The organism is Streptomyces sp. NBC_00647 (genome assembly GCF_045207245.1).
Classification (GTDB): domain Bacteria; phylum Actinomycetota; class Actinomycetes; order Streptomycetales; family Streptomycetaceae; genus Streptomyces.
This window is the reverse complement of the sequence record NZ_CP109040.1, coordinates 4,931,206-4,943,743: the sequence shown is the minus strand read 5'-3', so window position 1 is coordinate 4,943,743 and position 12,538 is coordinate 4,931,206. Positions and strand designations below refer to the sequence as shown.

Sequence of the window (12,538 nt, the reverse complement as noted above, 5' to 3'; positions counted from 1 at the left end):
CGCACTCTGGGCTGAGCGCCAAAGTGGCCAGTTGAAGCACTCAATGGCCTGCTGAGGCGCTCAGTCACAGTTGGACGAAGTCAGTTGGGCGTCGGTTCGAGGCTGTTGACGAACGCCTCCAGGTCGCTGCGCCGGATGCGGCGGGAGCGGCCTCGCTTGACGTACTTGAGGAGTCCTTCGGCCATCAGCTCGTAGACGGTGGAGCGGCCGAAGGACAGAACTTCGGCGGCGGCTTCGGGGGTGTAGAGCAGTTGGTCGGTAGCCGGGCGCGTGCTGCTCATCGGGACTTGTCTCCTCTGTGGGCTCGGGGTGCCTCTCAGAAGTCCGCTACATCCGCTACACCGCTACATCGCAGGTCAGCGGGTGGTTTTTTGTAGCGGAGGGGTGGCGTGTAGCGGCTACGCACGCGCTACGGGGTTGCGGGCGTAGCCGCTACACGCTTCGGTGCCGCTACAGATTCATGGGCTCTGAGCTGGGCTGTAGCGGCGTAGCGGCTGTAGCGGAGTTCTGGGGTGCGGGGCAGTAGCGGGCCCAGGCGTCTTCCAGATCTGTGGCGTGGAAGCCCTTGAGGACTCCGCCGGCGGTGCGGATGTTGCGGGAGCGGATCGGCTCGTTGTCGGCCGTCATGTACTCGCCGACCATCCGGGACAGGCGCCGGTTGTCGAGCGGCTTGCCGTCCAGGTCTGCCCACGGGGCGTCGTCGAGGGCGTTGAGCCGGTCCAGGATGGCGATGGTGGGCAGGCGGTCGATGCCGATGAGGACGTGGTCGCGCAGGTCGGTCAGCAGCCGGATCCCGAGGCTGTGTTTGTCGGTGTACTGCGCGGCCCTGACGAGGGTCACGCACGCTTCGCGGGCCCGGTCCGGCCAGTCCCCGCCGATGGCGTCGGCGATGGCGAGCAGGGGCTCCCATACGTCGGCGGGCCGGTCGGTGACGCCGTCGGGCATCTCGGGCCAGGCTCCGAGGACGAACCCGCGGGTCTGCTCGGCCCACTCGGTGAGGCGGTCGCGGAGCTTGTTGCCTTGGGCTTCGTGGATGCGGGCGCGGAAGGCTTCCACGCGTTCGTTGCGGGCCCTGCGTCGCATCCGGATGACGATGGAACGGGTCAGGATCGTGTCGGGCAGCGATCCGAGTCCGGCGACCGCGACCGCGCAGTACGAGGGGAACGCCTGCACGCTCTGGTTGCCGCCGTCGCCGATGCACCGGTACGTGACGCCGGTGCGGCGGTGCCCGGCGTTGAGGAAGCCGCGTAGTTCCTCGTTGTCGCTGGCCTTGGGGCCGAAGACGGTGTCGATCTCGTCGAACAGGATGGTCGGTCGGCCGTCGGCCCCGGACACGGCCCGGAACAGGGCGGCGGCGGACGCGTTGACGGCCACCATCGGGTGCGGCACGAGCGTTTCCACGATCTCCAGGGCCCGGGATTTCCCGGACCCCGGCTCGGGGGAAAGGAAGGCGAGGCGCGGGGTGGAGTCGAAGCAGTCGAGCAGGTGGGCGTGCGCGTCCCACAGCGCGACCGCGACGTACGCGGCTTCGTGCGGGAAGACGTTGAAGCGGCGGTGGAAGGCTTCCACCTCGTCGAGCAGCGCGGCGCCGTCGATGCTGTCGGTCATGCGGCGGCCCTCCCTTCGGTGAGTGTGGTGGCGGTCCCGGTGCACTCCTTGGCCCGGTGGTACTCGTAGTCGGAGATCAGGGCGGCGACGTCGTCGGCGCCGCGCGCGTTGTCGGTGAGGCCGCACAGGCAGGCGTACGCGGCGTACGGGGTGTCGCCGTGCCGCGTCGACCAGCGGGCCCCGTCGTAGTGGTGGCGGTAGACCGGTGGGGCGTAGATGCGGATGCCGGGCCGGTCCGGTGTCGGATCGTCGCCGTGTCCGGGTGCCGCGCCGGCCTGGTCGCGGTCCGGGCGGACAAGGACTGAAAGGACGCCCTGTCGGGCGACGCCCTTCGGTTCGCCCACGGTCGCCGTGTCCACAGGCTGTGGAGCGGCGGGCGGGCGGTCCGGGGTGGTGGTGATGCTCTTCAGAGGGGGATGGGGTCGGGTGCTCATGCCGTCGCCAGGCGGGTCTGGTTGTGGGCGATGGACCAGTCGAGCGCGCTGCGCAGGGTGGAGCGGCACTCGGACGCGGACAGTCCGGCCGTCTCGCCCCCTGCCTGAAGAGCCTCCTCGACCACGTGCCGGGGGAGGTCGCCCCACGCGACGAACCGCCCCAACGCGCGTGCGGACCGGAACAACGTCACTTCCCGCTGCCCGACTTGAGCCGAAGCCACGTTCCGGCATTCTTCGGCGAGCGCTACATCCGCGTATCGGCGTGATTGCCCCGCTACGGCCATCGAAAGGCCTTGAGGGCGCTTGGGGGCCGGTTGCAGGATGCTTTGCAGCCACGAGGGCAGAGGGGCCACCACGGGCCCGCACAGGGCTTCGTAGGCTCCCGCCGGGGTGGTGCTGCCGGCGGCGACGACGTAGCCGCCCCACGCGCGGGTGTCGACCGAATCGGCAACGGTGCCTTGGGTGTTGGTCATGCGGATGCCGGGCGGGGTGGTGAAGTACAGGTGGGTTCCGCCGCTCGCGGTCCGCACCCGGTAGGTGTCGGGGACGGCGTGTCCGGCGCGCTCGCAGAGCGCTCCAAAGGTTGCCGCGCCGTCAGGCGCGTCCGAACTGCCCTTGTGCTCGGGCGTGTCCAGGTCGACGACCAGCAGCCCGGAAGGGCCGGTGGCGATCCCGACGTTGAACGGCGCCCGCGACCACGCGGCACGGATTCGGTCGGGGTCGGTCGTGGCCTGCTGTTCCCACTTCCGGTGCCTGTCCGCGCACGGGCCGGTGCCGGTGCATGCGCGCTCGCCGTGCAGGGCGGGGATCTTGCGGCCGGGACGGAGGGGGAAGACGTGCCAGCCGCGTTCGGCGGCGGACAGGGCTGCGTCCAGCAGATGCCCGCTCATGCCGCCACCCCCAGCCGGGGGGCGAGGGAGGCGAGGAAGGCCGCGCCGATCCACTCGGCGTAGGCGGGTGGGAGGGCTTCCCGGAGGCGGAGGTGGTGGGTTGACCAGTCGATCTTCTTTGCCTCGCGGATCTCCTCCACGGTGGCCTTCCCGCCGCCCTTGCCGTACGCGGCGACGTACGGGCCGTCGCGCCAGATGCCGTGCCGGTACCCCCGGACGTAGCCGCGATGGAGCGGGTGCACGGGCTGAGGGAAGGTCCAGCCGCCGAGTTCGAAGTAGCGGTGCATGAGCACCGTGAGGCCGAACTGTTCGCCACACAGGCGGATGTCCTTGCGGACGTCGGAGCCGGCCACGTTCTCCATCACGTACGGGCGCCCTGTCGCCTCCAGGGCAGCCCGGGTCGGGACGATCAGCCGGGGGTACGTACGGCCGATCGCGGCGTTGCGGGCGGCGTTGGTGCCCTTGGTCGGGGCGCCCTCGCCCTGGCACGGTGGGGAGGCGTGGATGAAGTCGTACTTGTGGCCGTGTGCGCGGATGTACTCGATGGCGTCGCCCTGGTGGAAGGCGTCACCGCAGTAGTCCGGCTGTGCCTCGATGTCGACGCCGGTGACGTGGCAGTTCGGCCCGAACGCGCGCCGGTAGCCGCTGGTGGCGCCACCGATGCACGAGTAGGCGTCCAGGACCCGGAACACGTCACCGCGTCCGAGCCGTAAGACGGGTGCTCGCCGGATGTCGGTCGGTTGGTTCATGCTGGATGTCTCCAGTTCTGTGGATGGATCTGGTTGGCAAGGGCGACCCCGGTTCTTGGCGGAGTGGGGGTCGCCCTTGGCGTAGCTAGAAGGGCGGTTCGTCGATCCACGGGTTGCGGTGGGCGACGCGCCGCCGCAGCAGGCGGGGCAGGCGCGGGAGCGGCAGGAGGACCGTGCGCCACTCGGTCGAGCAGGCGCAGGGGTAGCACTCGGTGCCCGCGTACTCGCCGGTGTCGTAGTCGCCGTAGTCGCGCTCGATGGCGCCGGCGCCCTCGCAGTCGGGGCAGTCCGGGCGGGGGGTGTCGGTCAGGACCAGCGTCCGGCGGGACCAGCCGATGACCTCAAGCCGTAGTCGCATTACAGGGGTTGTCCTTCCGTTGGTCAGTCATGGAAGTGGTTGCGCTTGATGACGGCTTTGCGGATGTTGACCGTGCTGCCCTTGCCGCCGCTGATGGCGCGGGCGGGGGTGCGTAGGGCGAGGACGATGACGGCGATCCACACGAGGGCTCCGCCGCTGATTCCGGCGGCGGCGCTGACAATCTCGCCCACGCCGTAGCCGAGGCCGGCCGCAAGGGCGCCGCCCCCCAGTCCCGCGCCCATGAAGCGCTGGGCGACGGGGTCCAGGAGCGGGAGCGGGGTCAGGTCGCGCGGCTCGGGCGGGAGGATCGGGGCGGGGGCGAGGTGCTTGGGCATGGGGACCATGCGCCCGTAGGCGTCGGGCACCCACACCACGGCCTGACGCTCGCCGTACGGGTCCAGCGCGACCGACGGGCCCGGGTCGTAGGGGCTGAGGGGTTGTGGTTGATGGACGGTCACGGCCCGTTCTGCGGGCAGATGGGCGGGGTGTTCGGGATACATGCGGAATCCCTTCCGGTGCACGACTGGGGAGGCGGTGGCACACCCTTCGGGGTGGCCGATGGAGGGGATTTCGGGGTCTGAGCTGCGGGTCCTCCCCGCCTCCCCGAAACGGTGTTTTCGCTGATCAACGTGGGGGAGGCGGTCCGGGGAGGGGGTTGGGGAGTTCTCCCCGCCTCCCCGGACCGGGAGGGTCCGCCTCCCCGCTACTGGGAGGCGGAAGCGGAACCGCCGGTGTCGCGGCCGGCGAGAGCGCGGGCGACGTCGTCGCGGCGGACCACCATCCGGCCGTGCGACTTGTACGGCTCGATGCCGGCGGCCTCCAGGACGCGCTTGAGGTCGATGAACGACCAGTCGCCGTAGGCGTCCGCGTCGAAGATGCCGAGCCGCTTGACGATGTCCTGGGTGTGCGAGCGCTCCGCGTCCCCGATCACGGTGAAGATGTCCGCGAGTGGGTCGCGGTCCTCGCCCCGGTCGATGACGTGCAGGGTGGTGACCCCGTCCCGCAGCGCCTTGGCACGGTCGGCGATCTCGGTCGCTTCCTCGGTGCTGATGTAGTGCGTGCGGATCGTGATGGACGACTGTCCGGCAGGGGTCTGGATGCCGTCGGACGCGACGATCAGCGTTCCCTTGTCGAGTCCGGGGCGCAGCAGGTGCGGGGCGGCGCCGCCGTTCACGGCCTTGTCGCCGAGTGCCATGCGGGACTGGGACTCGGTGCCGAGCGCGAGCGATGCGCGGGTGTGGGCTCCCTCGCGGACCAGCTTGGGAAGGTTCTGGTCGGTCGGGTCCTGCGTGCCCTGCCACAGCAGCACGTTCACGGCACGGCCCTGGTTGTGAATCTTGCGGGCGGCCATGAAGTACCGGGAGTTGGACGACGATCCGCCGTAGGGCCGCTTGTCCTCGTCCTTGAGCGGGCACATGAATGCGACCTGTGCCTCGTCCACGTTCACGATCAGGGCGGGGAACTGCGTTCCGGGCGGCGCCATCAGACGCCGGTTCATCTCCTCCACCGCGTCCTCCAGCATCATCGTGACCTGGATGACGTGGTCGTCGGTCGGGCCCTGGATGAAGCGAGTGGCGAGTCCTTCGAACATGGCCCAGTCGCCCACGCCCTTGAGGTCACCGATCCAGAACTCCACCGACCGGTCCAGTGCGACCCACAGGGCCAGCGCTCGCAGCGCGGCGGTCTTGCCCTGGTTGGACAGGCCCGTGATCAGAAGGTGTCGCTGGTAGACGGACAGGGCCGCCGCGTCGCCGCGCAGGTCCTCACCCCACGGGGCGCGGCCCTTGGCGTAGTCGGCGGTCATCGTCTCGTCGGTGACCAGCGGGGACGGGCCGATCGGCTCATCGAGCGCCCCCGAGTCGGCGACCCACAGCCGGACCGTGCGGGCGGCCTGGGGGATGGTGATGAACACCTCGTGTTCGTGGCGGGTCAGGTTCTCCGCGAGCTTCCGCCGCCGGTTCTGCACTTCGATCGTGGACACCCCGGACGGGAGAGTGACGTCGACCTCGACACCGCATCCGGCGATCCGGATCGGCCCGAGCATCGACGCGCCCGCGTCCCCCATCTCCTTGATGGCGTTGCGCAGCGCGGGTACGCCGAGGTCGCGGAGAGCCTTGACGACGATCGACGGGGTGATCGGCTCCCCCTCACTGTTGCGGACGTTCGCGGGGAGCGCCCACGCGGGTGCGGCCTGCTGGTGCCTGCCGACACCCCATAAGGCCAGCAGCGCGAGGAACGGGCCGATGGCCAGAGCGGGGCCCCATACGACCTGGACGATGGTGATGATCAGGTTGATGAACTCGATGGTGGCCATCAGCGGGGTGACGACCTGCGTGACGTCCTTCGTCGCGACGGCCATCACGACCCCGAGCGCGACCAGCGAACCGACCCCCATACCGGCGGTCACGGCCACGCCCTTGGCCGCGTCGAGCGGCGAGTGGAGCAGGTCCATGCGGCGGCGATGGCGGGCCTCGCGGAAGTGCTGCCCGCGCTCCTCCCACTCCGCCGCGATCTCGTGGTTGCCCGCGGCTTCGGCGGCACGGAACATCCGCTCGTACCGGGAGGCGGTCCGCCCGTCCCACGTCCGCTTCGCCGCAATCCGGGCACCGCCGGCGACGTACAGCGTGTGCCGGGCGACCGCGCGGGCGGTCGTCCTGGTCGTCTCGTGCGTGACGACGTGCCTGACGGCGCGTCCGGAGCGGACCCACGGCGGGACCGGTGCGGACGGTGCCGGTTCGGGGACCACGGCCAACGTGGTCACGTTGGCGGAGTTGGTGTCTTTGTGCAGGTGAACGACGTTCTCACTCATGGTGAAACGGACTCCTGACTGCCCCAGATCGGGGTGAGAGTGAAGAGGGAGGGGGTGGCGCGGGCGCTTGGCGCGGTGGGGGTCACCACCAGCCGGACGACTTCTTGGCGGCCTTGGCGCGGGCGGCCTCGGTGACGACGCGCTGCCGCTCGATCTGCAACGCGGTGATCTCCGCGATCAGACGCGTCTCCGCCGACGTCGAGACCGACTCGATCCGGTTGTCGGCGCGGCCGGTGCTCTTGCCGCGCATGACCCGGTAGGAGCCGCCAGCGAGCGCGGCGAGCATCTGGCGCCGCTCGGAGCCGGTGAGGGGCCACAGTTCGCCGCGTCGGACGGCTTCGAGCTTGCGGTTCGTCTCGCGGATCGCCTTGTCCAGACGGCGGGTGTCGGGCTTGCCCATGGTCAGACCGTCCTTCCGGCGTCGGGGGCGAGGATGAGGTGGATGTCGTCGAGCCGCCCGGTCACGCCCTGGGACCCGAGCCAGGCCGCGACCTCGCGGGTGACTCGGTCCCAGCAGAAGGACGCGGGGACGGTGACGGTGCCGTGGGCGAACGCGCGGCCCTCGCCGGGCACGCTCACCCAGGCATGCCACGCGTAGTCGATCGTGGTGGTCACAGCGGAACTCCAAGGTGTCGTTGGAGGGTTCAGGCAGTGCGCTGGTCGTCGGGGTAGGCGCAGGGCGCGCAGGTGCCGAGTGAGGCGGGGATGACGTAGCCGGCATCGCGTCGGCAGGACGGGCAGGTGCGGCGGGCGCGCATCATCGCGGCGTGCGCCCGCCACCGGCCCGGCGTCATCGGCCGGACCGGCATGGCCAGGTCGACGCGGTAGAGGTGGGCCACCAGCGGCGGACGTCGGCGGCGGGGGCGTTCGAGCTGAGCCGCCACGGCCTGGCCACCGGGCCGTAGCCCGCGGGCGCGGAGTTGGCGGCGGGTGGCGTAGCCGTCCGGGGCGAGGCGCCACCGGAACACCGGCAGCGCGCCCATCACGCCACGCGCTTCCACGCCGCCCGCAGGCGGACCTCGGATGCGGAGTGGCCAGCCGTACGGAAGCGGGTCGCCATCTCGCGGTAGGACAGGGCGGGAACGCGGCTGGTGCGGATCTCGTCCACGACCGCGTCAAGTTCGGCGTCCGTGAGGGCGGGTCCGGATTCGAGTGCGGTGAGCGGTGCTGTCGGTCCCCAGACGGGGAGTTCCCAGCGGGGTGTGACGTCTGGTGTGACGCAGGTCGTCACGCTGGTCAGTGCCCTGCCCGTGTCCTCGCCGGTCCGGGCCGCTTCCAGCGTCGACCATGCGTCGGAGAGTCGTTTGGCGGTGTCGGCTTGGACGCGGGCGACGCGCGCGCCGGCCTGCGTCACGGCAGTGAGCCGGGTCTCCTCCGTCGTGGCTTCCGCCCGCAGCCGGGCGCGGGCCACGGCCGCTTCGTCGCGGGCTTCCTGCTGGATGCCGGTGATGGTGGTCAGCGCGGTCGGGGTGAGTGCGGTCCGCTCCCACAGCCCGTGGACCAGCCACAGTGCCTTCGCCGCGAGCGGCAGCCACGCCACCGCGAGCCACGCGCCCGTGTCCGCCTCGGCGGTCAGCGCGTGGGCGATCAGGACGCCGGTGGCGAGCAGGCCGAACGACCAGCCGACCGTTGTCACGGCGTCGGAGTGGTCGCCCTGCGCGGCGAGGCGGCGTTCGTAGGCGAGGGTGGCCAGCCATCCCCCGTCGATGCCCAGACCGACCACGAGAGCGACGGGCCACGGCATTGCCGAACCCAGCCACATCACGACCACGGCGAGGGTGAGGACCAGGGAGATCGCCGTCACGGCGACGGCGGGCAGAGCGGTCGGGCGGGCCATCACGCCACCCCCGCCGGGATCGTGCCGGCCGTGCGGTTGGTCAGCTTGGCCCGCTCGGCGAGCACCCGGGCCAGCGCCCGGCGCACCCGGCGGGTGTCGACCTCGTTGGGGACGTGGTCCATGGCTGTGATCTGCGCGTCGATCAGGTCGACGTCCGCCAGGATCAGCGGCATCTCCAGATCGATCGCGGCCAGCTCCGCATCCGTCGGCTCCATGAAGTCGGCGAACGCGGTAACAGCTTCCTGAACAGTGACGATGGGGTTCATTGGGTCGTGTTCCTCTCAGACAGGAACGGCCCGAACAGCGGCCCCGGTGTTCCAGCACCGGGGCCGCGCGCCGTTGAAGTCGGTAGATCCGGCTCCCCTCAACGCTGCTCGTGCGAGACGAGCAGCGGAGGCAACCGGCCGCAGCGGATGAGCCGCGGAGAGGTCGAAAGAACGCGCTGTGCTCGTGCGCGGGACCAGAACTCGCGTACGCCGCCCTCTTGTTTGCAGAGGTGGGGCGGTCTTCCTCAGCACGCTGTTGAGTTCTCAAGCAACGACCAGCAGGGGGCTCCTGCGGAAGCGAGCTATCCCGAACCGACACGGCGAGGAAGCAGACCAAAGAAGACCCCTTCCGACCCGCTGTCCTAGGACTGCGAGCGGCCTGAGATGAGAATGCACCGCAGTCCCAGGACTGTCAACAGTCCTAGGACTGTGCTTCACTGGGCGGGTCGAGAGGAGTGCTGCGGTGGCACCCAAGTGGCGGGAGCTGGCGGACAAGCTCGCCGAACAGATCAGGAGTGGCGAGTACGCTCCGGGCGCACAGTTGCCCCAGATCAGGGACCTTGTGGCGGCAGGTGAGGGCTCAAAGGACACCGTTCACAAGGCGTACAAGGCGCTCGAAGCACAGGGGCTGGTGACCTCATCGCGAGGTCACGGCACTGTGGTCCGGCAGCAGACGCCCCTCAAGCGTCTCGGGATCGCGCGATACGACAAGGCGAAGTGGCGTGACGGCGACGAGGTGGCGTTCATCGCCGACCGCGTGGCGTCCGGGCGCGCGTACCGCCGGAACGAGCAGACCCAGAGCGTCAACCGTGTGCCGGCGCCATCGCTCGTGGCAGCAGCGCATGGGCTGCCCGAGGGCGCGGATGTATACGCGCGGGCGCGGCTCGTGAAAGAGGGCTCGCAACCGACGCACACCTTGACTAGCTACTACCGGCCCGAACACGTCGAGGGCACGCGGATCGTGAACCCGACTCCGGGGCCCGCAGGCCGTGGTGGCGGCTTCCGCGTCCTGTACGACGCCGGATTCGAGATCGACCACATGAAAGAGGAGCTGTTCGCGCGAGTCCCCACGGATGAGGAAGCCCAGCTCCTCCAGCTCTCGCCGGGGGAATGGGTAGTTGAGCTGCACCGCACCACGTACACCGCCGACGGGACCGTGGTGGAGTTCGCGATTGGAGTACACGCGGCCACACGGTTCTCGTGGTCCTACGACTTCAAAGTGCCCGACTCGGCGAAGACGGAGGGGCAAGGCAAATGATCTCGACGCAGGCATGGGCTGACGCGCAACTGCTTTGGGACTTCCAGCAGATGCGGCACAAGCCACGCCCGTGTTCCGTGGCGATCGGGCTCGGCAGCCATGATCTAGGCGTGGCTGACACCACCGCCGACTTGTATCTCAAGGGCATGGCGCCGGTCATCGTCTTTACGGGATCGACCAGCCGTACAACCCGTGAGCGGATGCCCCGAGGCGAGGCCGAGCATTATCGTGATCGCGCCGTTGACTTGGGCGTTCCTGCGGACGTAATAATCGTCGAGCCGAGGGCCCAGAACACGGGTGAGAACATCCGCTTTTCTAGGACTCTGCTTGAGGAACGGCGGATTCCCGTGTCGTCGGTTCTGTTGGTTACCAAGCCTTACGAGGAGCGGCGAGCATACGCAACGGCACGAAAGCTCTGGGCCGAGGTCGAATGGGTGAGCGCTTCGACCCCCATGGACTTGACCGAGTATGTCGACTCGATCCATGATGCCCGTCTTGTGATCGACATGTTGGTTGGGGCTCAACAGCGACTTGTGGTCTACCCGCGACAAGGGTTCATGATTGAGCAGCAGATTCCGTGTGATGTTACGGCGGCATATGAGCGGTTGCGGAGCGAAGGGTTTACGAGCCGCCTTGTATCGGAATCAGAGGTCTAGAACTTCATCTGCACTATCAAGACAGCTCGCTTCACTCTCTTGCTCCCCGACCGCTAATTGATCCAGACGCCGATCCTTGCGCCGAATGCATCCTTCGCTAGCCGCCTCATGTTGGCGTGCGCTACGACAATTCCAGTCAGGGATAGGTCAAAGCTATCGAAGCCCAATGTTTGCCAAGCGTCAAGGAAGCTTGAAAATTCTGGAATTTCGCGCTTCAGGGCATCTGAGATTTCAGCTTCCGGGATCGGATTGTGTGTCATGAGTTCAATCAAGCTGGAGGTATCTGTCAGGCCGGCTGTCTCGCCCAGCGTTTTCGCGCTCTCCTTTGTGATGGCGTTCACCTTGTAAAACTCTTCGTCTGCCATCACGAACAGGCTGGCGGCAGCATTCGGATCTTCGATTTCCTTGAGGATTTTCTCCATGGAAGGCGTCTCGGCAGGTCGAAATCCGCGATGATAAATTCCAGGGTACCGCTGTTTCATGACTTCTTGCCATGAAACTGTCGCGATGGACTGAACGGCGCATCCCGTCGCAACCAAGTATCTACTATCTGAATCTGTAAAGTTCTCAAAGTCGGCGCAAACAGGCTGGATCAAAGACCTAATTTGCCCCATCAGGGATTCCGTATCGGTTGGGTTTGCCTGAAGGTTCTTGAAGAAGAACACCAGCGAAAGTGCTGCAAGATGCTTCGAAGTAAGTTTCTGGGCTACGGAAATGCCCTCATTGAGAGCAAGTTGTAGAACATTGCGATCAGTTCCCAGAGTCCTCGTAACGAGCATTTCTACGAGGACTTCTCCGAGATCTTCGTCGCCGCTCTTGGCAAAGCCGCTCTCGGCGTCCAATACGGCAGATTGAACGCCTGGATCTTTCAGGTTGGAGATGGACTCAGGGGCTTGTTTGTTCAGTTCGGTAAGGTAGTTTACGGCGAATTCTTCAACCCTCTCTCGCGCGACGTCAAACGCCTCCTGAGAGTAACGTGCGAGGTTTTCCTGCATTAGTTTCAGGCAGATGTGTTCGGCGTCTTGAACGCTAATGCCGTAGTTTACACTTTGGGCTTGAATCAGTTGTGCCCCATCTCCGCCTCGTTGTCTCAGCCATGCCATATTATGGGCCTCCAATTCTATTGCTGTCTCCGAGATTAATGTCGCCGCCTGACTGCAGATTCACGGAGTTGGCTCCGCTCTGCTGACTCATACGAACGGACTGAGGTGAGTTGCTCTGCTGGCTGGGACGTGCCTGGATAAGAGAAAAAACCGAAACGGCGAGTCCGATCACAGAGGCAAAGAATCCCAACACGCCTGAAATTGCATTGGAACGATCCATGCCGATGTGAATGAAGTAAATCCCCAAGCCTGCCAGCGCTACCCCGATGGCGGCACCAGTAATCCAAAGCGCCTTGCGTCGTTGCTGCGGTGTCATGCACGCCATTCTGGACCAAGCCGGGAGCCGGTGGCAGGGGTTTCGAAGGGGACACTGTCTACGTGTGCACCCCACCTTCAGTGCAGGTGGGGTGCACGGGGTCGCACGGGCGGGCACTCCCGGCTCCGGAGGAACGCCGCAGACTTCATGGCCGATGTGTCGGCGGTCTCAGGCAGGTGTCTGCGAATAGGGATCGCGACCGGACTCCTGTAGCGACAGGTTGGGCCGCGTGGCCCCGGTCAGCGTCATCACCA

17 protein-coding genes are annotated in these 12,538 nt (G+C 67.6%); 2 read left to right on the top strand and 15 right to left on the bottom strand.

Annotated elements, in window-relative coordinates:
- Window positions 1-80: 80 nt before the first annotated feature.
- The 13 genes from OG788_RS21555 to OG788_RS21495 all read right to left on the bottom strand — a co-directional run bounded on the left by OG788_RS21555 (window position 81) and on the right by OG788_RS21495 (window position 8,951).
- Entirely contained in the window at window positions 81-281 is a 201-nt protein-coding gene (locus tag OG788_RS21555; protein ID WP_406372830.1) for a helix-turn-helix domain-containing protein, read from the bottom strand.
- A gap of 169 nt (window positions 282-450) precedes the next feature.
- Window positions 451-1,608: a DUF3631 domain-containing protein gene (locus OG788_RS21550; protein WP_406372828.1), complete on the bottom strand. Its 1,158-nt coding sequence runs from the start codon at window positions 1,606-1,608 to the stop codon at window positions 451-453.
- The gene (locus OG788_RS21545; RefSeq protein ID WP_406372826.1) at window positions 1,605-2,042 is read right to left on the bottom strand and encodes a hypothetical protein; all 438 of its coding nucleotides are present in this window, start codon (window positions 2,040-2,042) and stop codon (window positions 1,605-1,607) included. The genes OG788_RS21550 and OG788_RS21545 overlap by 4 nt, the downstream gene beginning before the upstream one ends.
- Window positions 2,039-2,932, bottom strand: a complete 894-nt coding sequence (locus OG788_RS21540) for a bifunctional DNA primase/polymerase (RefSeq protein ID WP_406372824.1) — start codon at window positions 2,930-2,932, stop codon at window positions 2,039-2,041. The genes OG788_RS21545 and OG788_RS21540 overlap by 4 nt, the downstream gene beginning before the upstream one ends.
- On the bottom strand, window positions 2,929-3,681 hold the full coding sequence (locus OG788_RS21535) for a DNA methylase (RefSeq protein ID WP_406372822.1): 753 nt from the start codon (window positions 3,679-3,681) through the stop codon (window positions 2,929-2,931). The genes OG788_RS21540 and OG788_RS21535 overlap by 4 nt, the downstream gene beginning before the upstream one ends.
- An 85-nt stretch (window positions 3,682-3,766) precedes the next feature.
- On the bottom strand, window positions 3,767-4,039 hold the full coding sequence (locus tag OG788_RS21530) for a hypothetical protein (RefSeq protein ID WP_406372820.1): 273 nt from the start codon (window positions 4,037-4,039) through the stop codon (window positions 3,767-3,769).
- A gap of 23 nt (window positions 4,040-4,062) precedes the next feature.
- Window positions 4,063-4,539 (bottom strand): hypothetical protein, encoded by a 477-nt coding sequence (locus OG788_RS21525; protein ID WP_406372818.1) that lies wholly within the window; start codon window positions 4,537-4,539, stop codon window positions 4,063-4,065.
- 203 nt (window positions 4,540-4,742) lie between these two features.
- The gene (locus OG788_RS21520; protein WP_406372816.1) at window positions 4,743-6,848 is read right to left on the bottom strand and encodes an ATP-binding protein; all 2,106 of its coding nucleotides are present in this window, start codon (window positions 6,846-6,848) and stop codon (window positions 4,743-4,745) included.
- Window positions 6,849-6,930: 82 nt separating this feature from the next.
- Entirely contained in the window at window positions 6,931-7,248 is a 318-nt protein-coding gene (locus tag OG788_RS21515; RefSeq protein WP_406372814.1) for a hypothetical protein, read from the bottom strand.
- Window positions 7,249-7,250: 2 nt separating this feature from the next.
- Window positions 7,251-7,463 carry a hypothetical protein gene (locus OG788_RS21510; protein ID WP_406372813.1) on the bottom strand — a complete coding sequence of 71 codons (213 nt, stop codon included), beginning with the start codon at window positions 7,461-7,463 and terminating at the stop codon, window positions 7,251-7,253.
- A gap of 29 nt (window positions 7,464-7,492) precedes the next feature.
- The gene (locus tag OG788_RS21505) at window positions 7,493-7,831 is read right to left on the bottom strand and encodes an RRQRL motif-containing zinc-binding protein (RefSeq protein WP_406372811.1); all 339 of its coding nucleotides are present in this window, start codon (window positions 7,829-7,831) and stop codon (window positions 7,493-7,495) included.
- Window positions 7,831-8,685 carry a protein spdB gene (locus tag OG788_RS21500; RefSeq protein ID WP_406372809.1) on the bottom strand — a complete coding sequence of 285 codons (855 nt, stop codon included), beginning with the start codon at window positions 8,683-8,685 and terminating at the stop codon, window positions 7,831-7,833. The genes OG788_RS21505 and OG788_RS21500 overlap by 1 nt, the downstream gene beginning before the upstream one ends.
- Window positions 8,685-8,951, bottom strand: a complete 267-nt coding sequence (locus OG788_RS21495; RefSeq protein ID WP_406372807.1) for a DUF6284 family protein — start codon at window positions 8,949-8,951, stop codon at window positions 8,685-8,687. The genes OG788_RS21500 and OG788_RS21495 overlap by 1 nt, the downstream gene beginning before the upstream one ends.
- Window positions 8,952-9,414: 463 nt before the next feature.
- On the opposite strand from OG788_RS21495, the gene OG788_RS21490 reads away from it, so the two are divergent.
- Together OG788_RS21490 and OG788_RS21485 are read left to right on the top strand one after the other, a co-directional pair.
- A complete protein-coding gene (locus OG788_RS21490; protein WP_406372805.1) occupies window positions 9,415-10,209 on the top strand; it encodes a GntR family transcriptional regulator in 795 nt (264 codons plus the stop codon).
- Entirely contained in the window at window positions 10,206-10,865 is a 660-nt protein-coding gene (locus OG788_RS21485; protein ID WP_406372803.1) for a YdcF family protein, read from the top strand. The genes OG788_RS21490 and OG788_RS21485 overlap by 4 nt, the downstream gene beginning before the upstream one ends.
- 53 nt (window positions 10,866-10,918) lie before the next feature.
- On the opposite strand, the gene OG788_RS21480 is transcribed toward OG788_RS21485, so the two are convergent.
- Window positions 10,919-11,968, bottom strand: a complete 1,050-nt coding sequence (locus tag OG788_RS21480) for an LPO_1073/Vpar_1526 family protein (RefSeq protein WP_406372802.1) — start codon at window positions 11,966-11,968, stop codon at window positions 10,919-10,921.
- 1 nt (window position 11,969) lies between these two features.
- Window positions 11,970-12,284, bottom strand: a complete 315-nt coding sequence (locus tag OG788_RS21475; RefSeq protein ID WP_406372801.1) for a hypothetical protein — start codon at window positions 12,282-12,284, stop codon at window positions 11,970-11,972.
- Between the last annotated feature and the right edge of the window lie 254 nt (window positions 12,285-12,538).

Excerpts from the sequence above, each read along its gene's own strand:
- OG788_RS21480 (WP_406372802.1), bottom strand. The coding sequence starts at position 11,968 with ATGGCATGGCTGAGACAACGAGGCGGAGATGGGGCACAACTGATTCAA.
- OG788_RS21525 (WP_406372818.1), bottom strand. The coding sequence starts at position 4,539 with ATGTATCCCGAACACCCCGCCCATCTGCCCGCAGAACGGGCCGTGACC.
- OG788_RS21550 (WP_406372828.1), bottom strand. The coding sequence starts at position 1,608 with ATGACCGACAGCATCGACGGCGCCGCGCTGCTCGACGAGGTGGAAGCC.
- OG788_RS21520 (WP_406372816.1), bottom strand. The coding sequence starts at position 6,848 with ATGAGTGAGAACGTCGTTCACCTGCACAAAGACACCAACTCCGCCAAC.
- OG788_RS21530 (WP_406372820.1), bottom strand. The coding sequence starts at position 4,039 with ATGCGACTACGGCTTGAGGTCATCGGCTGGTCCCGCCGGACGCTGGTC.
- OG788_RS21500 (WP_406372809.1), bottom strand. The coding sequence starts at position 8,685 with ATGGCCCGCCCGACCGCTCTGCCCGCCGTCGCCGTGACGGCGATCTCC.
- OG788_RS21555 (WP_406372830.1), bottom strand. The coding sequence starts at position 281 with ATGAGCAGCACGCGCCCGGCTACCGACCAACTGCTCTACACCCCCGAA.
- OG788_RS21535 (WP_406372822.1), bottom strand. The coding sequence starts at position 3,681 with ATGAACCAACCGACCGACATCCGGCGAGCACCCGTCTTACGGCTCGGA.
- OG788_RS21545 (WP_406372826.1), bottom strand. The coding sequence starts at position 2,042 with ATGAGCACCCGACCCCATCCCCCTCTGAAGAGCATCACCACCACCCCG.
- OG788_RS21475 (WP_406372801.1), bottom strand. The coding sequence starts at position 12,284 with ATGACACCGCAGCAACGACGCAAGGCGCTTTGGATTACTGGTGCCGCC.
- OG788_RS21485 (WP_406372803.1), top strand. The coding sequence starts at position 10,206 with ATGATCTCGACGCAGGCATGGGCTGACGCGCAACTGCTTTGGGACTTC.
- OG788_RS21540 (WP_406372824.1), bottom strand. The coding sequence starts at position 2,932 with ATGAGCGGGCATCTGCTGGACGCAGCCCTGTCCGCCGCCGAACGCGGC.
- OG788_RS21515 (WP_406372814.1), bottom strand. The coding sequence starts at position 7,248 with ATGGGCAAGCCCGACACCCGCCGTCTGGACAAGGCGATCCGCGAGACG.
- OG788_RS21495 (WP_406372807.1), bottom strand. The coding sequence starts at position 8,951 with ATGAACCCCATCGTCACTGTTCAGGAAGCTGTTACCGCGTTCGCCGAC.
- OG788_RS21505 (WP_406372811.1), bottom strand. The coding sequence starts at position 7,831 with ATGGGCGCGCTGCCGGTGTTCCGGTGGCGCCTCGCCCCGGACGGCTAC.